This window comes from Candidatus Phytoplasma luffae (genome assembly GCF_018024475.1).
Classification (GTDB): Bacteria; Bacillota_I; Bacilli_A; order Acholeplasmatales; family Acholeplasmataceae; genus Phytoplasma; species Phytoplasma luffae.
On the sequence record NZ_CP054393.1, the window covers coordinates 78,374 to 100,518 of the forward strand.

Here is a 22,145-nt window from a genome sequence, read left to right on the forward strand (position 1 = left end):
GAAAAAATGCTAACATATATAATATTTAAATTTATTAATAATAAAAATACTTATTTTAAAATAAAAACAAAATTTAAAAAATATATTTTTTAAATTTAAAAGATTAATTAACAAATACAACATATTGTTTTTTATTTTTTACTTTAAACATACAAAAAAATAAGTTATAATCAATAAGTATAGAACACAAATAGAATAAATTGAATTTTTTAAAAAATATTTTTGTAACAAATCGTTAACAAAATATTTTTAATTATAAAAAGGAGTTTTTTATTCAAAAAGCAACAAATAATTAATATTTTAATGTATATACATTATTTTTTAAAAAAAATTCAAAGAAAGTGAATTTTTATTATGGAAATATTAAATTTATATAATTATTTAAACAAAAAAAAATTACAGATTTTAAATTCAGAAGGGGATATAATTAATCCAGAATTAGAACCTAAATTATCTAAAGAACAATTATTAAAAATATATAAAACAATGATTTTATGTCGTATTTCCGATAATAAAGCGGTACAGTATCAACGTCAAGGAAGGATGCTTTCTTATGTTGTAAATAAAGGACATGAAGCTTGCCAAGTAGGAACTGCTTCAGCTTTAGAAAATAAAGATTGGATTTCTCCTTATTTTCGTGATATAGGTTTATATTTATATAGAGATATCCCATTAGAAAATATATATCTTTATTGGTTCGGGAACGAAAAAGGTTCTAAAATGGATCCTCAGAAACGAATTTTACCTGTTAATATTATAATTGGTTCAAGTGTTAATATAGGTGCTGGTTTAGCTTTAGCAAGTAAATTACAAAATAAAGATGAAGTTACTTTAGCTACTATAGGAGACGGCGGAACTGCTCATGAGGAATTTTATGCAGGTTTAAATTATGCTTCTGTATTTAAAGCTCCTTTAATAGTTCTTGTTCAAAACAATCAATATGCTATTTCTACCCCTAGAAAAATCGCTTCTAACTCAGAAACTTTAGCTCAAAAAGCTCATGCTTTTGGTATTCCAGGCATTCAAGTAGATGGCAATGATGTTTTAGCAGTTCATGTCGCTATAAAAAAATTAGCAGAAAGAGCTCGACAAAAAAAAGGACCAGCTTTAATTGAAATTTTAACTTATAGAATGGGTCCTCATACAACTAACGATAATACTTCTTTGTATCGTTCTAAAGAAGAAGAAATAGAATGGGATAAAAAAGACCCGATTGTTCGTTTTCAAAAATATCTATTAAATAAAAATATTTTAACACCTGAATTAATAGAAAAAATAGAAAAAGAAACAGAAGAACATGTTGTTAAAACGCATGAAAAAATTATGTCTTACGGACATATAGTCAAACCAATTGAAATTTTTGAAAATATTTATAAAGAAATGACGCCTCAATTAAAAGAACAATGTTTAGAATATGAAAATTTTTTAACAAATAATAATAAAGAGAATGATAAAATATGAATTCAAATAAAGCTTTAATGAATATATTGCAAGCGATAAATCATACTTTAGATACTCAATTAGAAAAAAATCCTAAAATAGTTTTATTCGGACAAGATATAGGTAAATTAGGTGGTGTTTTTAGAGTAACAGCTGGTTTACAAAACAAATACGGTGTCGAAAGAGTATTTGATACTCCGATATCAGAATCAACTATTGTAGGAAGTGCTATAGGTATGTCTATAAACGGATTAATTCCAATAGCTGAAATTCAATTTGATGGTTTTGTTTATGTAGGTTTACAAGATTTAATTGCTCATGCGGCTAGAATGAGAAACCGTTCACGAAATACTTTTTCTTGCCCTATAGTTTTAAAATTTCCAGTAGGCGGTGGAGTAAAAGCTTTAGAACATCATTCTGAATCTTTAGAAGTGATTTTAGGTTCTATCCCTGGTTTAAAAGTAGTTGTTCCTTCTAATCCTTACGATGCAAAGGGTCTTTTAATTGCTGCTATTAATAGCCCAGATCCTGTTATCTATATGGAGCCAAAAATTTTATATCGTGGAAAAAAAGAAGAAGTACCTTTAGAAGAATATAAAATAGAAATAGGTAAAGCTAAAGTAATTAAAGAAGGTAAAGATATAACTTTAATAGCTTGGAGCTCTGCTGTTCAAATATCTAAAATAGCAATAGATATTTTAGAAAAACAAAATATTTCTATTGAGTTAATCGACTTAAGAACTATTAATCCAATAGATAGAGAAACAATTTTAAATTCTGTAAAAAAAACAGGAAGATTAATAGTTGTTCATGAAGCGACAAAAACTTATGGCCCTGCAGGAGAAATAATTACACTAGTGAACGAAAATATTTTCAAATATCTTAAATGTGCTCCTCAAAGAGTTACGGGATTTGATATTATTATGCCATTGGCAAGAGGAGAATATCATCAAAATTTAAACCCTGATAAAATAATTAATGGAATAAAAAAAATATTTAACCAAAAATAAAAGGAGATAAAATAATGTTTGAATTACGTTTTGCCGATATAGGTGAAGGAATTAATGAAGGAAAAATTACTAAATTATTTTGTAAAGTTGGAGATCAAGTAAAAGAAGGTGATGAATTATTAGAAGTAGAAACTGATAAAATAACTACACCAATTACTTCTCCTAAAACAGGTATAATAAAAAAAATTTTTTTTCAAGAAGGCGATGACATAGAAGTCGGAAATTTATTATTAACAATTGAATAATTTTTTTAAAAAATTTTAAAATAAAATTTTATATAAAAAAAGGAATTAAATAATGAACAATAACGACGTTAATTTAAAAAAAGAAAAACAAATGCAAAAAAATAACGAAAATAAAAAAAAAGAAAATCTAAATCAAAACAATAATGATGTAGAAATAATCAAAATTTCTAAAATAAGAGAAATAATTGCTAAAAAAATGGCAATTACTAAAACAGAAATTCCTGACGCTACTTTAACAGAAGAAGTAGATATAACTGATTTAGTTCTTTTAAGAGAAAAAACAAAAAAAGAATTAGAATCAAAAAATATTAAATTAACTTATATGGCTTTTATAGCTAAAGCTGTAATTATCGCTTTAAATGATTTTCCTATATTTAATTCTAGTTTTGTGCCTGAGAAAAATGAAATAATTAGAAAAAAATTCATAAATTTAGGAATAGCCATGGATACTCCTCGTGGTTTAATAGTTCCTAATATCAAAAACGCAAATGAATTAAGTATTATTGAAATAGCAAAACAAATTAAAGAATTGGCTCAAGACGCCAAAGAATCAAAAACTACGTTGACTCAAATTCAAAATGGAACTTTCACTCTAAGTAATTTTGGTTCTATAGGTGGTTTGCAATGTAACCCAATAATAAATATGCCCGAAATAGCTATTTTAGGTATAGGAAGAATTGTAAAAAAACCAATAGTTAAAAACGATAATATTGTAATAGGTAATATTCTACATCTATCTTTAACTTTTGATCATCGCATTATAGATGGGGCGGATGCTGCTAGATTTTTAAATAAAATTTCCGAAACATTAACTAACGCTGATGAATTAGAAAAGTTTATTTAAAAAAATATGGTAAAATATGATATTTTAGTAGTTGGTGGTGGCCCTGGCGGATATGTAGCTGCTATAAAAGCAGCTCAATTAGGTGCAAAAGTAGTCTTAATAGAGAAACATAAATTAGGCGGAATTTGTTTAAATTATGGTTGTATACCAACAAAATCTTTTTTAAAAAGTGCAAAAATATTTGATACTTTAAAACATGCAGAACAATTTGGTATCCATAAAAATAATGATGTCTTTTTTGATTGGGGTTCTATTTTAAAAAGAAAAAATCAAATAGTTGAACAATTAAATAATGGTATTATGTTTTTATTAAAAAAAAATAAAATAGATTTTTATAATTGTTTTGCTGAAATTTTAACTCCTCATTCGGTTAAAGCAGATGACAAAATATTAGAAACTAAAAAAATTATAATCGCTACAGGAGCTACCGCTTTTATACCACCTATTCCTGGCGCAAAAGAATCTTACGAAAATAAATTCCTTTATACCAGTAAAGAATTAGTTAATATAACAAAATTTCCTAAAAAAATAATAATCATAGGCGGCGGAGTAATTGGTATAGAATTCGGAACTATGTTTCAAAAATTCGGTTCAGAAGTTATTATTATAGAAAGACAATCCAGTATTTTATCGAATATAGATCATGATATTATCGATTCATATACTAAAAAATTAAAAAAAAGTGGTATTCAAATTCATACAAATACTGAAGTTGTTGAAATAAAAGATAATACGGTTTATTATAAATCCGCAAAAGAAATACAAAATCAAACAGCGGATATTATCTTAATGTCTATTGGTATTAAACCTAACTTAAAAGGTTTAGAAAAATTAAATTTAAAAACTACTAGACAAGGGGTAATAACTGATCATTTTTTAAGAACTTCTGTAGAAAATGTTTACGCAATAGGTGATGTTAATGGTAAATATATGTTAGCTCATGTAGCTAGTCATGAAGGGATAATAGCTGTTGAACATGCTTTAAATTGTCAAAGCGAAGAAAATCTTCATCATATGGAATATGATTGCGTTCCTGCATGTATATATGGATTTCCTGAAATAGCTTCTGTAGGTAAAACAGAAAAAGAAGTTAAAGAACAAAATTTAAATTATAAAATTTCTATATTTAACGTAAAAAATATCGGAAAATCTTTAGCTGATAACGAAACCGAAGGGTTCGCTAAAATAATAATTGACAAAGATAACTATAAAATTTTAGGAATGCATATATTATCTTATAATGCGACAGAATTAATTACTGAAATAAGTGTTATTATGAAAAAAAAGGGAACGGTTCATGATATCGCAAATACAATTCATCCGCATCCTACTTTATCAGAATTAATACATGAAACTGTTTTAGGAGCAATTGATAAACCTATCCATATGTAACCTATCCATATGTAATAGTTATTTTTAAAATTAAAATTAAAAAAAATTAAAAACATTTATATAATAATAAAAAAAATACCTATTTAGAATATGGTATTTTTTTTATTATTTATAAAACGAATAATCATAAATAAAAATTAAAAAAAGAGAAATAAAAATATATGTTAATAGATACTCATGCACATCTTAATTTTCACCAATTCGACAAAGATTTAGATGAAGTTATAAAACGAGCTTTTACGAACGATGTTAAATTTTTTATAATTCCTGGTGTAGATCAAAAAACAAATGAAAAAGCTATCAAATTAGCCCAAAAATATCCTTTTATGAAAGCTGCTATAGGTATACATCCTTGTTATTATTTGAATGAAAATCCTTATAATATTGAAAAATACTTAAAATCAAAACAAGTTATAGCGGTAGGCGAAATAGGAATAGATTTATATCATGAAAAAAAATCTTTGCCCATACAACAAAAAAATTTAGATATTCAATTAAAATTAGCTATAAAATATAATTTACCTATCATTTTGCATGCAAGAGAGTCTTTTGATGAAATTTATAAAATTTTATTACCTTATAAAGGGCAAATAAAAGGGGTTTTTCACTGTTTAACAACAAATCTAGAAGAGGCTTATAAAGCTTTAAAATTAGATTTTTATATAGGTTTAGGTGGTATAATTACCTATGAAAAAGCTTTAGAAACGCATAAAATAACTAAAATAATACCGTTAAATAAAATATTATTAGAAACAGATTCTCCTTATTTAACTCCTTCACCTTATTCTAAAAAATACAGAAATGAGCCAAAATTTATAAAAATTATAGCTGAAAAAATAGCTCAATTAAAAAACATTAATTTAAAAGAAGTATCAGAACAAACTACGAAAAACGTAAAAACTTTATTTAATTTACAATTTTAATATATTTATAAATTAAATATTAAATAATGTAGAAATACTAAATAATTATTTAATATCAAAAATATATTATGATTATAAAATGGAAAAAAAATAATAAAAATGTCACTATATATCAAAAAAAAAATCGAATATTTAACAGAAAAACTAAATAAAGCTAATTATGAATATTATCATTTAAACATAAGCAAATTAAGTGATAATCAATATGATGCTTCATTAAAAGAATTATTTTTGTTAGAAAAGCAATATCCTAATTATAAATTACCTTATAGCCCTACTTTAAAAGTTGGCGGAGTTATTAGTTCTAAATTTGATAAAGCGAAGCATAAAATTCCTATGTTATCTTTAGATAATGTATTCAATTTTAAAGAATTAAAAGAATTTTGCGATCGTTTATTTAAAAAAAATATACCTTTCAACTTTATCACAGAATTCAAAATAGATGGCGTGGCTATCAGTTTAAAATATAAAGATGGTATTTTATTTCAAGCTTTAACTAGAGGCGATGGAATGGTAGGCGAAATAATAACGGAAAATGTTAAAACTATCAAAAATATTCCTTTAAAACTAAATAAAAAAATAGATTTAGAAGTAAGAGGTGAAATTTTTTTTGACCATGATTCTTTCGAAAAATTGAACCAAAATAACAAAAAAGAAAACAAAATTTTATTTTCTAATCCGCGAAATGCTGCTTCAGGAACTTTAAGGCAACTAAATTCCAGCATAGTAGCTAAAAGGAATTTATCTTCTTTTATTTATTCCATAGTAAATACACCTTCGTTTATTAAAACTCAAAAACAAGTTTTAATTTTTTTAAAAGAAATGGGGTTCTCTGTTAATAATTACAATGATACAGTAAATTCTTTTGAAGAATTGAAAAATAAAATTATAAAATACGAAAATATAAAAAATAACTTACCTTATAATGTAGATGGTGTCGTTGTTAAAGTTAATCAATTAAATTTATATCCATTAATAGGATACACTACTAAGTTTCCTAAATGGTCTGTAGCTTATAAATTTAATTCTTTAAAAAGTGAAACTATTGTAAAAAAAATTACTTTCCAAATTGGAAAAACGGGAGCTATAACTCCTATAGCTCATCTTGAACCAGTTATAATTGATGGAAGTTTAATTTCAAAAGTATCCTTACATAATTATGATTATATTAAAACCAAAGATATAAGAATTAATGATTTCGTTTTGATTCATAAATCAGGTTCTATCATACCTCAAATTTTAGAAGTTATAAAAGAAAAAAGAACTAACCAAATACCCTTCCAAATGATCACTAATTGTCCTTCATGTGAAAACAAATTACAACAAAAAAAAAATAAAACAAATTATTTTTGCTTTAATCCATCTTGTGAAGAAAAAAAAATAAATAAAATAATTCATTTTGTTTCTAATGAAGCTATGGATATAAAAAATTTAGGAGAGAAAACATTAATCACTTTATTTAAAGAAAATTTAATCCAAAATATTTCCGATTTATATTCTTTAAAAGATAAATATAATCAATTGAAAAAATTACCTAATTTTGAAAATAAAAAAATATTAAAAATTTTTGAATCTATAGAAAAAAGCAAAACACAATCTTTGAATAAAATTTTATTTGGTTTAGGAATAGGCGAAGTAGGAGTAAAAGTAGCTAAATTATTACAAAATCAATTTAATAATATCGATAATTTACAAAAAACTACTTTAAAACAATTACTAGAAATAAAAGAAATAGGGCCTGAAATAGCTCACAATATTTATCAATATTTTCAAAATAAAAAAAATATCGAAGAAATAAATTTGTTAAAAAAAGGGGGCGTTTTATTTAATAATCATTCTTCTAATGAAAAAGAAGTAAAACCAAATATATTCAAAAACAAAAAAATAGTTCTAACAGGGGTTTTTCAAAATTATTCTAGAAAAGATATTGAAATTATTTTAGAAAAAAAAGGCGCTTTTATTCTTGATAATATTTCTTCTAAGATTGATTATTTAATAAAAGGGGAAAAAGCTGGTTCTAAATTAGATAAAGCACTTTTTTTAAAAATACAAATAATCGATGAACCCAAATTAAAAAATATTATTGAAGAAAAATAAAATATTAATCACTATATATAAAAAATTAAAAAAAATATAAAATATCGAAAAATAATATCATAAAAAAATTTTATTAATAATAAAGAGAGTAAATAAATAAATGAAAAACATTGGTATTGATTTAGTAGAAATAGAAGAAATTAAAAAAAGAAGTATAGAAAAAATTTCTGAAAGAATTTTATCAGATTTAGAAAAAAATATTTATAATAATATTAATCATAAAGAAAAAAAAATAAGTTTTTTGGCAGGAAGATGGGCATCAAAAGAGGCTATTTTTAAAGCATATCAAAAAGGTAATTCTACTAACAATTATCGAGATTGGTCTATTTTGAATAATCCTCAAACAGGTTTTCCTTATGTAAAACACGATTCTAAATGTAAAATTATGATTTCTATTTCGCACACTAAAAACTATGCGTTAGCTTTTGTTATTTTATTATAATTACTTTAAATAAAAAAAGAGTTTTTCAACTCTTTTTTTATTTAAAGTAACAAATTACTAATAAATTATTTTTTTATTTTACGAAAAACAAAAAATAAAATAAATATATTCATTATTAAATTAAAAATAAATGAGAAAATATTAAATTTTTGCATTTGTGATTGTTCTTTTATAATTTTTATAACTTGTTCGTTATTTTTAATTTCTTCTTGTATATCATCTTCTGTTAATGATTTTTTTTGATTAAAAACTTCCTCTTGTTCTTCTTCTTCATATATTTTTTTTAATTGAATTGAATAAAAAATTTTTAATAACTTTTTAACATTATTTGCTTTGGAAAGACAATCATTTAAATCCAAAGTAATTTTATCGTATCTTTTTTTTATTTCGATATAATTATTATAAAATGAATCAGATTTTGTCAAATCATATAAAGAATGAATATTATACATGCCCGCTTTGTTACTTATTAAAAGTTCGTTAAATTTTTTATAATCTTCTGATTCTAAACCATTTTTATTTACTTCTTTTTCAAAATCAGAAATTTTATAAGTCTCTTCGAACAATACAAATTTTATTTCAATTAATTTCTTTATTTTAATTTTTTCTTCTTCTAAAAAATGTATATAAAAGAAATTCTTATATTCTTTCAAATGAAGTAAATTATTTTGATATCTTACTAAAATTTCATTTAATAAAGATAATATTTGATCTAATTCATTTTCATTTAAGAGATAGCTATTTAAAAAATTTTTTTTTATTTTTTTAAATTTTGTATAATAATTTTCTGGGTTATTAGAACCCTCAGGTAAATCATTCATATTATTTTCTATATTTGCTAAAGAAAAATCATACTTTGTTAAAGTATTAACAGACATTTTGCGAAATGATTTTGCTATATTCAATTCTATTTTATTTGAATGATCCATTTTTTCAATTTGTTTTATTAATTTATTGATTGCTTCAATTTTTTGATTATAAGAAAGAACAGTATAATCTATTTTAGCCTGGATTTCTTTATTAAAATGATTAAAAAAAACAAAAAATATAAAATAAGAGAATAATAACAAAAATATTAATTTATTTTTGATATTAAGTCTTTTCAATAGTTTAATTATTGTTTTGTTCCCGTTTCTAAATTAAATAAAAATCCTAAAAATATAGATATTATTATGCATATGTGGATAATAATATCTATATCAAAATTATATCACACGTAATAACAAAATTAAATTTGTTTTTTTAAATTATAATATAAAAAAATATTTTAATATTTTTTTGTTAAAATAATGATAGAGTGCTTAAAAGAAAATAAATTAAGTAGCTGAATTATATTAATTTAATCACATTCGTTGAAAAGAGTATATATCGTTATATTATGAAAAAAGGTTTATTATTTTTGTTTAATAATTTTGAAGATTGCGAAGCTTTAGTTACAAGAGCGATTTTAAAAAAAAATTGTTTAAATGTACAAACTTTTACTCCTAATGCATCTTTAGAAGTTTTATCTTCACAAAAACTTATAGTAAAAGCGGATCAACATATAGATGACGTTAATTTTAAGGAATATGATTTTTTGATAATACCAGGCGGCCCATATATTTTAAAAATGATAGAAGAAAAAAAAGATATTTTATTTCGTTTGTATGAAATTATTCAATATTTTTTTGACAACAAAAAAATAATTGGTGCTATTTGCGCAGGTCCTGTTTTTTTAGGACAATTAAAATTATTAAAAAAACATAATTTTACTTGTTATCCAGGTTGCGAAAAATATATTGAAGGAAATCATTTAAATGAAAAAGCTGTTACTAGCGATTTTATAATAACTTCGCGTTCTCCAGAAACTGTTTTTCATTTTGTTAAACATTTATTGAATAAAATGAATTAATTTTTTAGAAAGTAAAAAAATATAAAAATAAAAAATTATTTTAACAAAAAAGAATATTTTTGATTCGCTTATAAAAGAGACATATCTTTGTATAAGTTTTATTAATATAAAAAACGATAAAAAATTATTATAGATAAATAATTTTATATTTATACTTTACTTTTTTACAATTTATATTCCTTATTTTTAAAAATAAATTAACTTATATAATGATTTATCAAAATTAATATTTTTTAATGTAAAAAATTACACAATTTTTGATTAGGGTTTGCTACTTTTACATAAAAAAATAAGTTTTAATAAAGATTGTTATTGTTTAAATATTCGATCTAGTAAAATTATTCTCGTTTTCTCTTATTTATTTTTTATTATTCATTAAATTGCTCTTTATATCAGCGTTTAAAAACCATATTTTATAATTATCGTGAAAAAAATAATTAAAATCAAAATAAATAGAAAAGAAATATATATGATAATACATAAAAAAAAAATTATTTGTTTGTTATTTATTATTTTTTCTTTATTACTTATTGTAAACTTATTCTTTCAAATAAAATATATAGAAATATTTTTTAGCATTTTTTTATTAATATTTATTATTTATTTTTTTATTTTACCCGAAAAATTTATTATAGGTGGTTTAGAAAGTAATTTAATTTTTTTAGACAAAATTTTGTATTACGATAACAAAAATAAAAAACAAAAATATTTTTTTAGTAAAAAAAAAATAATTATTTTTATAAGAGCTATTATTTTTATTTTCGCTTTTTTAATTTTTTTATGGGAAAAAATCATTCCAAACATATTAATATCATCATTAATTTTTATTTTAATTTTTTACATAACATTCAAAATATTAAATTTTTTTAAAATTAAACAAAATTCGATCATTTCTTCTTATCCTCGATGTGTTCAAAAAAATATTTTTTATAAATTATTGTTGTCTTCAACAATCACAGGAATAGCAATTGGCTTAAGTTGTGGTTCACTTTTGAAAAATAATTTTGCCACAGGTGGGACAGATATTATTTTTCTATTTTTACATCAAACAATAGAAATTCCGATTTCAATTATATGTTTATTAATAGATGGTTCAACTATTTTATTATCTTTTATCATTGATTTAAAAAGAGAAAAATTAAAAAACCAAATAATAATTAAATACATTTTATCTATTTTTATTTTTTTTACTGCTATAAGCATAATTCATTTTATAAATATAAAATAAATAAGAAATTTTTTAAAAAAGAACAAAATAATGATAATATCCAAAAACAATCCTCAATTTAAAAAATTAAAAAAACTTTCTTTTAAAAAATATCGTGATTTATATCAAGAATTTTTAGTATTCGGGAATCATTTAGTAGAAGAAGCTTTAAAAGCAAAAATAGTTTTAGAATTATATACCACTTCTTTAAATGGACAAGGAACTTTAATATCAGAAAATTTAATGAAAGAATTAAATAATAATAAAATAATTTATAAAATATGTGCCGTTTGTAAAAAAAATAATAAATCATTAGAAAGTGATAAGATCCTAGTTTTAGATGATATTCAAGATCCTGGAAACGCTGGAACCTTGTTAAGAAGTGCTTGTGCCTTTGGTTTTAAACATGTTTTAAGCAGCAATAAAACAGTTGATTTTTATAATGAAAAAACAATCCAAAGTAGCCAAGGCGCTATATTTAATTTATTTTTAGAAAAAGGCGAAATACTGGATTTTTTAACTTATTATAAAAATAATAACTATCTTATTTTTAGCACTTCTGTTAATAAAAAAAATATAAATTTGAAAGAAATATCTACATTAGATAAAAAAATAAAAAAAATTTTAATATTAGGTAACGAAGGTTCTGGTATATCTGATTCAGTTCAACAAAAATCTGATTATTTTATTAGTATAGATACTTCTGATTGCGTAGAAAGTTTAAATGTAGGAGTGGCTGGAAGTATTATTATGCATCTTTTAAAATAATAAAAAAATATTATAAATAAAAAAAGATAATATTCATTAAATGAAAAAATATTATCTTTTTTTATTTATAAAGAAAAATTAAATTTATTTTTAATTCAAAAGCTTATTTTTAGATATTTTATATAAACAAAACAAACTATTCATTCTTTTTTTTTCTTTCTTACTAAAAGAAAAAGAATTAATTATATTAGGATTAAGAATAAAAGATAAATTTAAAAATAATTCAGGATAGATTACTTCTAATTTTTCTTTTAAAACAAATAAAATACCTTCTTTAAATTCTTTAACATAATTTATAGCATTAGTATCTTTTAAAGATAAAAAAGCTTGTTTAAAAAATTTTTGTTGAGTTATTTTTTTTAACTCTTTCCATATATCATTAGGATTTAAATTTTCTAATAAAAAAACATTAGATATTAAAATTTGTTGAATTCGATAATCTATTTTAAAATTAGTTTTAGCTTGGAGAACGAAAACCCTCATCATACGTAAAACATCTTCGGTCAATTTTAAAAAAGGATCTCCGACAATTCTAATAAACTTTTTTTTCAAGTCATTATATCCATTAACATAATCGAAAATTTCTAATTTTTCATTCATCAAAAAACAATTAATAGTAAAATCGCGTCTTTTTAAATCTTCTTTTGCATCAGAAATAAATTCTACACAACGAGGGTTTCTATAATCTAAATAAAGTTTTTCTTTTCTATAAGTAGTTATTTCAAATTTTTCTTTTAAAAAAATAATTTTAAAAGTTCCGTATTCAATATTATTTTTTTTACAAATAAAAAATTGTTTTATTTCTTGATAAAGACCATTAGTTATAATATCTACATCATTAAAAGGGATATTTAACAATAAATCTCTTACTGCACCGCCTACAATAAAAGCTTCAAATCCTTTTTTTCTAATAGCTTTTAATAATAATTGAGCTTTTTTTATTTTATCATTGATGGATAAATCTTTATTTATTATTTTAAAAGTATTACACCTACTCCCACGACATTATTGCCAACATGAGCACCCACAGCTGGCGAAGAAGGAACTTCAATAACATCTTCTAAATTAAATTCTTTTTTTAAAATCTCTTTTAATTTAGTTTTTAATAAAATATTATTTCCTGTAGTTAAAATATGTATTAAAAATTTTTTATTTTTAGTATAATTTTTAATTTTTTTAACAATAAAATAAAATGCTTTATCTATATTAATTTTTTTACTAATTAAAACAATTTCCCCTTTTTTATTAACTTGTAAAATAGGTTTTATTCTAAAAAGTCTTCCAATGAAACTTTTACTTCTACTTAAGCGTCCATTATTAATTAATTGATTCAAAGAATTAACAACAAAAAAAATAGTATTATTTTTTTTAAAAAAATCTAACTGTTCTATAACGTTTGTTATAGATGTATTTGCCTCAAAAAGACGTTGCGCTGTTAAAGCGAAAAATCCTTCTGAAAAACAAACAGTATTAGTATCATAAGGGATAACTTCGATCAAATCTTTGACCTGTTTTTGCGCTTGAATAACTGAATTATAACTTCCGCTTAATTTTTTTGAAATAGTTGTAACAAAAATTTTTTTATAACCTTCTTGTGCTATTTTTTTAAAATACAAAACTAATTCACCGACAGAAGGCTGAGATGTTTTAATAATTAAATTATCATCTTTTTCCATCATATCATAAAAAGTAGAAGCTTTGATGGTTTCGCCATCTATATATGTTTCATTATTAATATGAATTTTAATCCTTATTAAATCAATATTTTTCAAAAAACGAGGATAATAATCTAAACAACTAGTAGATGTGGAGGCTACTTTAATTTCTTTTTTTATATCAATTTGTCCCATTCATAATCCTTTTTAAAAGAACAAAATAAATTCATTCCATACATATAAATTAATAAAAATATTTTTGCAATCAAGATTCAAAAAAATAATATTGAAATGATTAATAGAAATAAAAATTAAAATAAATATTATATTTTTTTATAAAAATTTATTTTTTTAGTTCCGAATTTTTTATATTTTAAAAAAACAAAATTATCCATTTGAGGCGGTAATAAAGTTTTATAATGGGTTTCGACCACGATTAAACTTTTATCATGTGTAATCGAGTCTAAATTGGCAAAAATCAAAGGATAAAAATTAGAAAAATATGGCGGGTCTAAAATAATTAAATCAAATATTATGTTTTTTTTATTAAAAAATTTTAACATTTTAAAAGCATCACTATAAAAAATTTTAATTTCTTCTTCTTTTAATTTCAATTTAATTTTATTTTTTTTAATAATTTGAAAAGAAAGAAAAAAATTTTCAACTAAATAAATTTGTTTAGCATTTCTACTCAAAGCTTCAAAACCATAAGCTCCTGAGCCCGCAAACAAATCTAAAACAATACTTTTATCAATGAAATCGCTAATTGTATCAAATAAAGATTTTCTTAATAAATGAGAAGTGCTACGAGTACGAATCGAAGGAACTGAATTTAATTTAAAACCTTTATATTTACCAGAAATAATATATAACATATAACATATTCTCTTTTGATACTTTATCTAAAATACAAAAAATAATATTCTATTTCTAACTTAAAGATATAAAAAAATTTAAATCAAAATATAAAAAATTATAAAAAATTTTTAAATTTTGAATTATATTCTTTATGATCTATTTTTTTAATTTTATTAATGAATTTATTTTCTGTAAAATAACGAAATAATTTAGTTATAAAAGATTCATTTTGTCTATTTAATGGTTTAACCAAGACAGAAATTATATCACTTTTATTAGCGCTCGCGATATCAGTTCTTAATTGGTCACCTATCATAATAGCTTCATCAGAATTAATATTCAACAATTTTAAAGCTTTTTTTAATCCCCAAGCAGAAGGTTTTTTTTGAAATAAATTTAAATATATATATTTTAATTGTTCAAAAAAAATATTTTTTTTAATTTTTTTTAAAGAAGCGTTAGAAATAATAACTATTTCAAAATCAGAACTTAGTTTTTTTAAAAAATGTTTAGTTTTATCATTCAATTGTTTTTCTTCAGAATTTAATAAAGTATTATCTAAATCAAAAAACAAAGCTTTAATATTTTTTTTTTTAAATTCATCATAAGGTATACTAAAAACAGAATTATAATAAAAAGAAGGTAATAATTTATATTTACTTTTCATTTTTAATCAACTTTCAAAATTTCAATGTTAAAAATCTTCCCTGTGTCTGTTTTAAACGATATTTGATCACCTTCTAAATGACCTTTTAAACTTTGGCCTAAAGGCGATTCCATAGAAATCTTATTTTCAAAAGGATCGACTTCTAAAACACCTACTAATTCTAAATATTGTTCTTTATTATCATTATGAAATTTAATCCAAACTTTTTTACCGATATTAATTCTGCCATCACCATCAGATGCATTGATAATTGTAACATTTTTTAGAATATTTTGTATCTCTAAAATACGCGATTCTATAAAAGATTGTTCATTACGTGCTGCGCTATAATCAGCGTTTTCACTTAAATCCCCTTGTTCTCTTGCTTCTTTAAGAGCTTTTAAATTTTCATTTCTTTTGACATTTTTTAAATAATCTAATTCACTTTTTAATTTATCTAAACCTGACTGAGTCAATTCATATTTTTTTTGATTCACTTTATTTTATCCCTTTCGATAAAAATAATTATTTAAATTATCATTATATTTATTTTTTAACAGAAAAACTAAGACCATCACCGATATCTAAAAATAAAGTATCAAAAGTTGAATTATTTTTTAAAAATATTTTAAAATCATTTATTTTTTTAATCAAACGTTTGGTACTACGAGAAATATTCAAACTTTGAATATCTAAATTATGAAAATTTAAATTATCGCATATAATAATACCATTTTTTTTTAAAAAAAATTGATATTTTTGAAAAACCTTTATATATTGAGCTTTAGCGATATCAATAAAAATTAAATCATATTTTTGACGAGGATGATAAAAAAGAGCTTCTGACCAAATAAATTCAATATTAAATTTTCCTTGTTTGAGAAAACTTAAAGCTAATTGATATTTATTGTAATCTCTTTCGATAGTATGAATTTGATTATGTTCATTACTCATTCCTAAAGCGCTATAACCAATAGCAGTACCTATTTCTAAAATATTTGATATATTTATTTTATCAATTACCTTCTGCAAAAATAATAAAGTATCATCGCGAACAATAGGAATTTTATTTTCTAGAGCATATTTTTTAATTTTTTTTAAATAATTTTCTTTTTGATTTGACATAATGGAGAATATTTTACTTTTATTGTTTTAATTTATTTGTTGAATCGATATCAAGATTATTATAATAATTTAAATAATTTTGTAAAATTATAGATGCCGCTATTTGGTCTTTTATATTTTTAATTTTATTTTTTTTACAATTTCCTTCTCTCAGGAATTGATAAGCTTGTTTAGTTGATAATCTCTCATCCCAAAGAATAACTTCTATAAAGTTAAAATTACTTTTAAGTATATTAAGAAAATCTATACTAATTTGAGCTTTTATTCCGATATCATTATTCATATGTTTAGGATAGCCTAAAATAATCTTAGTAACATGGAATTCATTAATTATTTCGGTTAAAGGTTTTATTAATTCTTTATATTGAGCAACATTAAAAAAAAGTGTTTTTAAATTATTTACAATAATACCGGATTCAGAAATAGCAATCCCTAAAGTTTTTTCGCCCAAATCCAAACCTAAAAAAACATTTTTTTTTATCACAAAAATAACTTCCAATCAGCTTGAAATTGATCAAATTTATCAATAAAATTACTGCAAGATTGTCCAAATTGATTATTTCCGCCACCTCGGCCAATAATTAATTTGTTAATTTTTTTAATAAAATTTCCAACATGAACTCTTTTGCTTTTGCATAAAAACATAAATTTATCTATTTGTTTATGACATATACATAAAAAATCATTATTCATTTTTTTAAATAAATGCTCTAATAAAATTTTTAACATATTAGTAGTAATTTCTGAACCTTGAATAACGATCATCATTTCTTTTTCTATTTTTTCTGGAATGAAAGAATCTGCTTTCGATAAAATATATTTATTTTGTTTTACAATAATATATTGTTTTAAATCGTTTAAATATTTTTGCAAAAATTCTAAATGATTTTTATAATTTTGGATATCTTGATAACTATTATATTTAATTTCTGGTGATATAATCTTTTTTTGCTTAGACAAAAAAACATTATCATTAATTTCTTCTTCTGCTTCTTTTAATTTTGTTAACAAACGTTTTTCTTCCAACAATAAAGGATTTATTTTTTCTTTTAATAAATGAAAAATATTATCTCCTGAAGAAGCTTCGATTCTATAAACGCCTGAACCAATCACTTTATAATTTAAAATAAAAAACCTTTTTAATTCTGAAGTATTTTTTGCGTGAGTTCCGCCACATAATTGAATAGAAAAATCTCCTATTCTGACTACTCTCACTATCTCTGGATAAATTTTATTACTTAATAATGGGATTTTTTGATTTATAGCTTCGGCCAAAGTTTTATGTTGGATAATGACTGGATGTTTTTGATTTATCCATTCATTTACTTTATTTTCAACCCTCATTAAGTCTTGAAAAGTAAAATGTCGAGAATAAGTGAAATCTAATCTCAAAGATTCAAAATCTAAAGCTGAACTACGAGACTGAAAATTATTATCTAAAAGTAATTTTAAAGCATCATGTAACAAATGAACGGCAGTATGATTCAAAGAAGATTTTTTTCTTTTAGAAATATCAATAGAAGCGATTACTTCTTTACCTTCAAGAAAAAATTTTTTAAAAGGTTTTTTGAATTTATGAAGAAATTGATTATTAGGTAATTTTATAACTTGATCAACTTCTAAATCATTAATTTTTCCTGAATCTGAATTTTGTCCCCCCATAAGAGGCAAAAAAGGGGTTTGTTTTAAAACAATGCCTTCAGGGAAAATTTTCAAAACTTGAGTTTTATTTTCAAATATTTCATAACCAATAAAATCACTTTTTTCTTTAAATTCTAAAAAGAGATTATTTTGTTTATTCATATCAGAATTAATATTGCTTCGTTCGCGCGATAATTGTTTTTGCTTTTCTAAAAAAATATCGAATTTTTCTTCATTTCGATCATCTATCAAAATATTATTTTGATGAGCATATTCTATAATTAAATCTTTTGGTAAACCGTAAGTATCATAAAGTTTAAAAAAATTAATACCTGATAATACATTATTTGAAACAAATTTTATAAATAATTTTTTAACTTTGTTCAAATTAAATAAGAATTTTTCTTCTTCTAATTGGATCATGTTTTCGATAATATTTTGTTTTGTTCTTAAATAAGGATAAGATTTTTCCATAATATCGATAACTACAGAAACTAATTTAAATAAAAAGGGTTTTTTTAAATTTATTTTTTTACCTTTTAAAAAAGCTCTTCTTAAAATTTTTTTTAAAACATAACCTCTTCCGATGTTAGAAAAAGAAACACCATCACCGATACCAAAAACTAAAGTTTTAATATGGTCAGCGATAATTCTAAAATTTTCTTTCCGTTCATAATATGATAAACCGCTTAAAAGAGTTATTTTTTCAATAATAGGTAAAAAAAGATCTGTTTCAAAAGTAGTTTCTGTATTTTGAAAAATACATGCTAAACGTTCTAATCCTGCACCAGTATCAATATTTTTAATAGGTAATTCTTTATAATTTTCTCTCTTTATTCCAGATACACTATTATATTCAGAAAAAACAATATTCCAAACCTCAATAAAACGATTATTTGGGATATCTTCTATAATTAATTGAATATCTCTTTCATCGTATTTAGAACCTCTATCAAAAAAAATTTCTGTACAAGGGCCGCAAGGACCTTCGCCAATTTCCCAAAAATTAGTTTTTAAAGGGATCAATCTTTTAGGATCGATACCTTTTTTTAACCATAAATTATATGTCTCTTTATCTTGATAAAAATAAGTAATATATAAATTATTTTTTGATAAATTTAACCATTTATCAGAAAATAAAAATTCATAAGCTAAATCAATTGATTCTTTTTTAAAATAATCTCCTATAGAAAAATTACCTAACATTTCAAAAAAAGTATGATGAATCATACTTGTTCCTACATTTTCAATATCATTCGTTCTTAAACATTTTTGTATATTAACTATTTTAGTAAATAAAGCTTTTTTAGAACCATCCAAATACTTTTTTAAAGGGATAACACCCGCATTCACCCACAACAAACTAGGATCAGAAGAATCTGGAATTAAAGAAACTGATTTTTCTAAGTGATGCCCTTTGTTAAGAAAAAAATCTAACCATTTTTGTTTAATTTCCATGAAAGACATTTTTTTCATTTAACAAATATTTCCTCACTAATTAATTTTTAAAAATATTTTGATAAAAAAATAAAATAATATTAATTTTATTTTGATATATAATAAAATTTAATATTTTTTAAAAAAAATTTATTTAAAATCAAAAAACTAATAAAAAATATATTTTCGTTGATTTCTTTTTAAATAAAAAAAAGATAATAAATTAATTATCTTTTTGTTTATTTTTGTCTTTTAACAAAATCAATTTTTTTCTATAATAAGGACTATTAGAAGTAACACGATGTGATAAAGTAAAATTATTTGTTTCAGGACTAATTATTAAATTAGGACTTTGCAATTTATAATGTGTACGTCTTTTTCTTTTTGCAGTTTTACCAGTTCGTCTAAAAGGGACAGCCATTTTTTTTATCTCCGCTTTATTTTGCTACCAAATAAAAATTTTTATTAAAAATTCATTTGGTAACAAAAAAAATTTAATAAATATATAAACAATTTAAATATTTATATATCAAAAATCAAATAAAAGATGGCGTTTGAGAAGGGATTCGAACCCCTGACCGACGGCTTAGAAGGCCGCTGCTCTATCCTGCTGAGCTACTCAAACGTTTATAATTATACTAACTTATATTATACTTTAAATATTCTTATTTTAAACCTATTACAAATATTTTTAAAAATAATATAATTAAAAGTTACAATAAACTTATATTTTTATTATAACTTTTATTTAAAAACTTTTAAAAAAATATAATCAAATTTATTATAATAATGATAAGTATCTATAATTGCAAAATTATTAGATTTCAACCATTCAATTAAATAATTAATTTTCCCTTGACAACCTAATAAAAAATATTTATTTTTAAAAGAACATTTAGCTAATATTTTAGAAATAGTATAAGGACCCATTCCGCAAATAACAGCTAAATCAAAATCTGAATATATTTTTTCAAAACCATCACTTAAATAAAATTTCACAGAGTAATTTTTTAAATTATGTGAAGCTCTGTCTAAAGGTTGGATTTTGTTATCACTAGCAATTCCTTTTTTAATATATCCCAAGTCTAAAGCTTTTTTTAAAACTAAACCGTGATCGGAGCCAATATCTAAAACTATATTATAACCTTTCACCAAAGATACAATAAAATCAATTCTGCTCATTTATTAATAATGTTATTATAGATCATTCTTAATTTATTTTGTTTTGAGGGGCTTCTCAAACGTCTTAAAGCTTTAGATTCTATCTGTCGAATTCTTTCTCGAGTAACTCCAAATTTATTTCCTAGTTCTTCTAAAGTATAAATATGACCATCTAATAAACCATAGCGCATTTTTAAAATTTGCTCTTCTTTATCAGTTAAATTTTCTTCTAAGGATTCATCTAAAGTTTTTTTTAACATTTCTTGCAACATATAATGATGAGGAGAAATAATATTAGGATCGTTAATGAAATCACCTAATGAAGAATCATCTTCTTCACGTGCTGAAGATTCCAAAGAAATTGTTTCTTTTTCTATCATTTGAATATCAATAATTTGTTTTTCTGCGATATTCATTTTTTCTGCTATTTCTGTATTTTCAACTTTACGTGATAAATCTTGAGTCAATTTACCTCTCAAACGAGAAATTTTATTCATCGTTTCTACAATATGAACTGGAATCCTAATAGTTCTAGCTTGATCCGCTACCGCTCTAGTAATAGCTTGTCTAATCCACCAAGTAGCATAAGTAGTAACTCTGCATCCTTTTTTATAATCGAACTTTTCTACAGCCCTCATTAAACCCATGTTTCCTTCTTGAATTAAATCTAAAAATAAAATTTTTCTACCTATATAACGTTTAGCTATAGAAACAACCAAACGATAATTAGCCTCTACTAATTTATTTTTAGCTTTATTAGAAGATTTTATTTTTTCATTAATTTCTTCTATTTGTTCTGGTGTCAGTTCAATCTCTTTATTTTTGTATTTCGTTAATTTATTTTTTGCTTTCATACCTTCATAAACAATTTTAGTTTGTTTTTTTTCTTCTTCTAAAGTTAACAAAGGGATTTGACCAATTTCTTTTAAATACATCTTTATAGGATCATGTATTTTGATAGCGTTAGAAGTTGTGTCTTTATTTAAAATTAATTTGGAATCTTCTTTATCGAGCATTTGATTTTTAGGATGATATAAACTTTCGAAATCCATATTAGAGGAATTTTTTAAATTTTTAGATTTTTTTTTGTTTTTATTTTGTTTTTGAAATAAAAGAAAATATTTAGCGATTTTTTTATTAAAAAAATCTTCGTTTTTAGAAAAATAATCTAACCATCTATTTTTTTGTTTAAATGGAGTATGCATAGTCGGATCTATATATTTTTCTAAAGCTAAATGATGTTTTTTATATATCTTTTTAAAAATTTTTCTTAAATTCATACAATTATCAACCCTTTTTATAAAAATCTTTTTTTAAATTTGTATAATAAAAATAAAATTATTTTATATTATATAAAACGACT

At 22.3% G+C, this 22,145-nt stretch carries 23 protein-coding genes and 1 tRNA gene; 11 read left to right on the top strand and 13 right to left on the bottom strand.

What is annotated here, in order from left to right; all coding sequences use genetic code 11:
• The first annotated feature begins 354 nt into the window (after positions 1-354).
• From pdhA to acpS, 8 genes are all read left to right on the top strand, one after another.
• Positions 355-1,461, top strand: coding sequence for a pyruvate dehydrogenase (acetyl-transferring) E1 component subunit alpha (gene pdhA / locus LFWB_RS00390; RefSeq protein WP_210954729.1), 1,107 nt, complete (start codon positions 355-357; stop codon positions 1,459-1,461).
• Positions 1,458-2,450: an alpha-ketoacid dehydrogenase subunit beta gene (locus LFWB_RS00395; RefSeq protein ID WP_210954730.1), complete on the top strand. Its 993-nt coding sequence runs from the start codon at positions 1,458-1,460 to the stop codon at positions 2,448-2,450. Before pdhA ends, LFWB_RS00395 begins: the two co-directional genes overlap by 4 nt.
• Before the next feature lie 14 nt (positions 2,451-2,464).
• On the top strand, positions 2,465-2,695 hold the full coding sequence (locus tag LFWB_RS00400) for a biotin/lipoyl-containing protein (protein WP_210954731.1): 231 nt from the start codon (positions 2,465-2,467) through the stop codon (positions 2,693-2,695).
• 52 nt (positions 2,696-2,747) lie between these two features.
• Positions 2,748-3,539, top strand: coding sequence for a dihydrolipoamide acetyltransferase family protein (locus LFWB_RS00405; protein WP_246454224.1), 792 nt, complete (start codon positions 2,748-2,750; stop codon positions 3,537-3,539).
• Positions 3,540-3,545: 6 nt separating this feature from the next.
• Positions 3,546-4,931: a dihydrolipoyl dehydrogenase gene (gene lpdA / locus LFWB_RS00410; protein ID WP_210954732.1), complete on the top strand. Its 1,386-nt coding sequence runs from the start codon at positions 3,546-3,548 to the stop codon at positions 4,929-4,931.
• Between the two features lie 161 nt (positions 4,932-5,092).
• Positions 5,093-5,854, top strand: a complete 762-nt coding sequence (locus LFWB_RS00415) for a TatD family hydrolase (RefSeq protein ID WP_210954733.1) — start codon at positions 5,093-5,095, stop codon at positions 5,852-5,854.
• Positions 5,855-5,953: 99 nt separating this feature from the next.
• Positions 5,954-7,951, top strand: a complete 1,998-nt coding sequence (ligA, locus tag LFWB_RS00420; protein ID WP_210954734.1) for an NAD-dependent DNA ligase LigA — start codon at positions 5,954-5,956, stop codon at positions 7,949-7,951.
• A gap of 100 nt (positions 7,952-8,051) precedes the next feature.
• A complete protein-coding gene (acpS, locus tag LFWB_RS00425; protein WP_210954735.1) occupies positions 8,052-8,393 on the top strand; it encodes a holo-ACP synthase in 342 nt (113 codons plus the stop codon).
• Between the two features lie 65 nt (positions 8,394-8,458).
• On the opposite strand, the gene LFWB_RS00430 is transcribed toward acpS, so the two are convergent.
• The gene (locus LFWB_RS00430; protein WP_210954736.1) at positions 8,459-9,499 is read right to left on the bottom strand and encodes a hypothetical protein; all 1,041 of its coding nucleotides are present in this window, start codon (positions 9,497-9,499) and stop codon (positions 8,459-8,461) included.
• A 272-nt stretch (positions 9,500-9,771) separates the two neighbouring features.
• Between LFWB_RS00430 and LFWB_RS00435 the strand changes: the two genes are divergently transcribed.
• The 3 genes from LFWB_RS00435 to LFWB_RS00445 all read left to right on the top strand — a co-directional run bounded on the left by LFWB_RS00435 (position 9,772) and on the right by LFWB_RS00445 (position 12,259).
• A complete protein-coding gene (locus LFWB_RS00435) occupies positions 9,772-10,284 on the top strand; it encodes a DJ-1/PfpI family protein (RefSeq protein WP_210954737.1) in 513 nt (170 codons plus the stop codon).
• A gap of 469 nt (positions 10,285-10,753) precedes the next feature.
• Positions 10,754-11,512 carry a YitT family protein gene (locus tag LFWB_RS00440; RefSeq protein WP_210954738.1) on the top strand — a complete coding sequence of 253 codons (759 nt, stop codon included), beginning with the start codon at positions 10,754-10,756 and terminating at the stop codon, positions 11,510-11,512.
• Positions 11,513-11,542: 30 nt separating this feature from the next.
• Positions 11,543-12,259 carry a TrmH family RNA methyltransferase gene (locus LFWB_RS00445; RefSeq protein WP_210954739.1) on the top strand — a complete coding sequence of 239 codons (717 nt, stop codon included), beginning with the start codon at positions 11,543-11,545 and terminating at the stop codon, positions 12,257-12,259.
• 90 nt (positions 12,260-12,349) lie between these two features.
• Here the strand turns inward: LFWB_RS00445 and LFWB_RS00450 are convergent, their stop codons facing one another.
• The 12 genes from LFWB_RS00450 to LFWB_RS00505 form a co-directional block, all read right to left on the bottom strand.
• The gene (locus LFWB_RS00450; protein ID WP_320412079.1) at positions 12,350-13,234 is read right to left on the bottom strand and encodes a CCA tRNA nucleotidyltransferase; all 885 of its coding nucleotides are present in this window, start codon (positions 13,232-13,234) and stop codon (positions 12,350-12,352) included.
• Positions 13,231-14,109 carry a DegV family protein gene (locus tag LFWB_RS00455; RefSeq protein WP_210954741.1) on the bottom strand — a complete coding sequence of 293 codons (879 nt, stop codon included), beginning with the start codon at positions 14,107-14,109 and terminating at the stop codon, positions 13,231-13,233. The genes LFWB_RS00450 and LFWB_RS00455 overlap by 4 nt, the downstream gene beginning before the upstream one ends.
• A 128-nt stretch (positions 14,110-14,237) precedes the next feature.
• A complete protein-coding gene (gene rsmD / locus LFWB_RS00460) occupies positions 14,238-14,789 on the bottom strand; it encodes a 16S rRNA (guanine(966)-N(2))-methyltransferase RsmD (RefSeq protein WP_210954742.1) in 552 nt (183 codons plus the stop codon).
• A 98-nt stretch (positions 14,790-14,887) separates the two neighbouring features.
• Complete coding sequence (locus LFWB_RS00465) at positions 14,888-15,439, bottom strand: YqeG family HAD IIIA-type phosphatase (RefSeq protein WP_210954743.1); 552 nt, start codon at positions 15,437-15,439, stop codon at positions 14,888-14,890.
• A gap of 2 nt (positions 15,440-15,441) precedes the next feature.
• On the bottom strand, positions 15,442-15,915 hold the full coding sequence (gene greA / locus LFWB_RS00470) for a transcription elongation factor GreA (protein WP_210954744.1): 474 nt from the start codon (positions 15,913-15,915) through the stop codon (positions 15,442-15,444).
• 49 nt (positions 15,916-15,964) lie between these two features.
• Positions 15,965-16,543, bottom strand: a complete 579-nt coding sequence (locus LFWB_RS00475; protein WP_246454226.1) for an O-methyltransferase — start codon at positions 16,541-16,543, stop codon at positions 15,965-15,967.
• Between the two features lie 19 nt (positions 16,544-16,562).
• Positions 16,563-17,033 carry a Holliday junction resolvase RuvX gene (gene ruvX, locus LFWB_RS00480; protein WP_210954918.1) on the bottom strand — a complete coding sequence of 157 codons (471 nt, stop codon included), beginning with the start codon at positions 17,031-17,033 and terminating at the stop codon, positions 16,563-16,565.
• Entirely contained in the window at positions 17,024-19,660 is a 2,637-nt protein-coding gene (alaS, locus tag LFWB_RS00485; protein ID WP_210954745.1) for an alanine--tRNA ligase, read from the bottom strand. The genes ruvX and alaS overlap by 10 nt, the downstream gene beginning before the upstream one ends.
• Before the next feature lie 184 nt (positions 19,661-19,844).
• Entirely contained in the window at positions 19,845-20,042 is a 198-nt protein-coding gene (rpmF, locus tag LFWB_RS00490; protein ID WP_210954746.1) for a 50S ribosomal protein L32, read from the bottom strand.
• 127 nt (positions 20,043-20,169) lie between these two features.
• A tRNA-Arg gene (locus LFWB_RS00495) sits at positions 20,170-20,246 on the bottom strand.
• A 119-nt stretch (positions 20,247-20,365) separates the two neighbouring features.
• Positions 20,366-20,803, bottom strand: a complete 438-nt coding sequence (locus LFWB_RS00500) for a tRNA (adenine(22)-N(1))-methyltransferase TrmK (protein ID WP_210954747.1) — start codon at positions 20,801-20,803, stop codon at positions 20,366-20,368.
• On the bottom strand, positions 20,800-22,062 hold the full coding sequence (locus LFWB_RS00505; protein ID WP_210954748.1) for a sigma-70 family RNA polymerase sigma factor: 1,263 nt from the start codon (positions 22,060-22,062) through the stop codon (positions 20,800-20,802). Before LFWB_RS00505 ends, LFWB_RS00500 begins: the two co-directional genes overlap by 4 nt.
• Between the last annotated feature and the right edge of the window lie 83 nt (positions 22,063-22,145).

Excerpts from the sequence above, each read along its gene's own strand:
- lpdA (WP_210954732.1), top strand. The coding sequence starts at position 3,546 with ATGGTAAAATATGATATTTTAGTAGTTGGTGGTGGCCCTGGCGGATAT.
- LFWB_RS00415 (WP_210954733.1), top strand. The coding sequence starts at position 5,093 with ATGTTAATAGATACTCATGCACATCTTAATTTTCACCAATTCGACAAA.
- LFWB_RS00405 (WP_246454224.1), top strand. The coding sequence starts at position 2,748 with ATGAACAATAACGACGTTAATTTAAAAAAAGAAAAACAAATGCAAAAA.
- pdhA (WP_210954729.1), top strand. The coding sequence starts at position 355 with ATGGAAATATTAAATTTATATAATTATTTAAACAAAAAAAAATTACAG.
- LFWB_RS00435 (WP_210954737.1), top strand. The coding sequence starts at position 9,772 with ATGAAAAAAGGTTTATTATTTTTGTTTAATAATTTTGAAGATTGCGAA.
- rpmF (WP_210954746.1), bottom strand. The coding sequence starts at position 20,042 with ATGGCTGTCCCTTTTAGACGAACTGGTAAAACTGCAAAAAGAAAAAGA.
- LFWB_RS00465 (WP_210954743.1), bottom strand. The coding sequence starts at position 15,439 with ATGAAAAGTAAATATAAATTATTACCTTCTTTTTATTATAATTCTGTT.
- LFWB_RS00455 (WP_210954741.1), bottom strand. The coding sequence starts at position 14,109 with ATGGGACAAATTGATATAAAAAAAGAAATTAAAGTAGCCTCCACATCT.
- ligA (WP_210954734.1), top strand. The coding sequence starts at position 5,954 with ATGTCACTATATATCAAAAAAAAAATCGAATATTTAACAGAAAAACTA.
- LFWB_RS00445 (WP_210954739.1), top strand. The coding sequence starts at position 11,543 with ATGATAATATCCAAAAACAATCCTCAATTTAAAAAATTAAAAAAACTT.
- LFWB_RS00400 (WP_210954731.1), top strand. The coding sequence starts at position 2,465 with ATGTTTGAATTACGTTTTGCCGATATAGGTGAAGGAATTAATGAAGGA.
- alaS (WP_210954745.1), bottom strand. The coding sequence starts at position 19,660 with ATGAAAAAAATGTCTTTCATGGAAATTAAACAAAAATGGTTAGATTTT.
- LFWB_RS00395 (WP_210954730.1), top strand. The coding sequence starts at position 1,458 with ATGAATTCAAATAAAGCTTTAATGAATATATTGCAAGCGATAAATCAT.
- LFWB_RS00440 (WP_210954738.1), top strand. The coding sequence starts at position 10,754 with ATGATAATACATAAAAAAAAAATTATTTGTTTGTTATTTATTATTTTT.
- LFWB_RS00500 (WP_210954747.1), bottom strand. The coding sequence starts at position 20,803 with ATGAGCAGAATTGATTTTATTGTATCTTTGGTGAAAGGTTATAATATA.
- acpS (WP_210954735.1), top strand. The coding sequence starts at position 8,052 with ATGAAAAACATTGGTATTGATTTAGTAGAAATAGAAGAAATTAAAAAA.
- LFWB_RS00475 (WP_246454226.1), bottom strand. The coding sequence starts at position 16,543 with ATGTCAAATCAAAAAGAAAATTATTTAAAAAAAATTAAAAAATATGCT.
- rsmD (WP_210954742.1), bottom strand. The coding sequence starts at position 14,789 with ATGTTATATATTATTTCTGGTAAATATAAAGGTTTTAAATTAAATTCA.
- LFWB_RS00505 (WP_210954748.1), bottom strand. The coding sequence starts at position 22,062 with ATGAATTTAAGAAAAATTTTTAAAAAGATATATAAAAAACATCATTTA.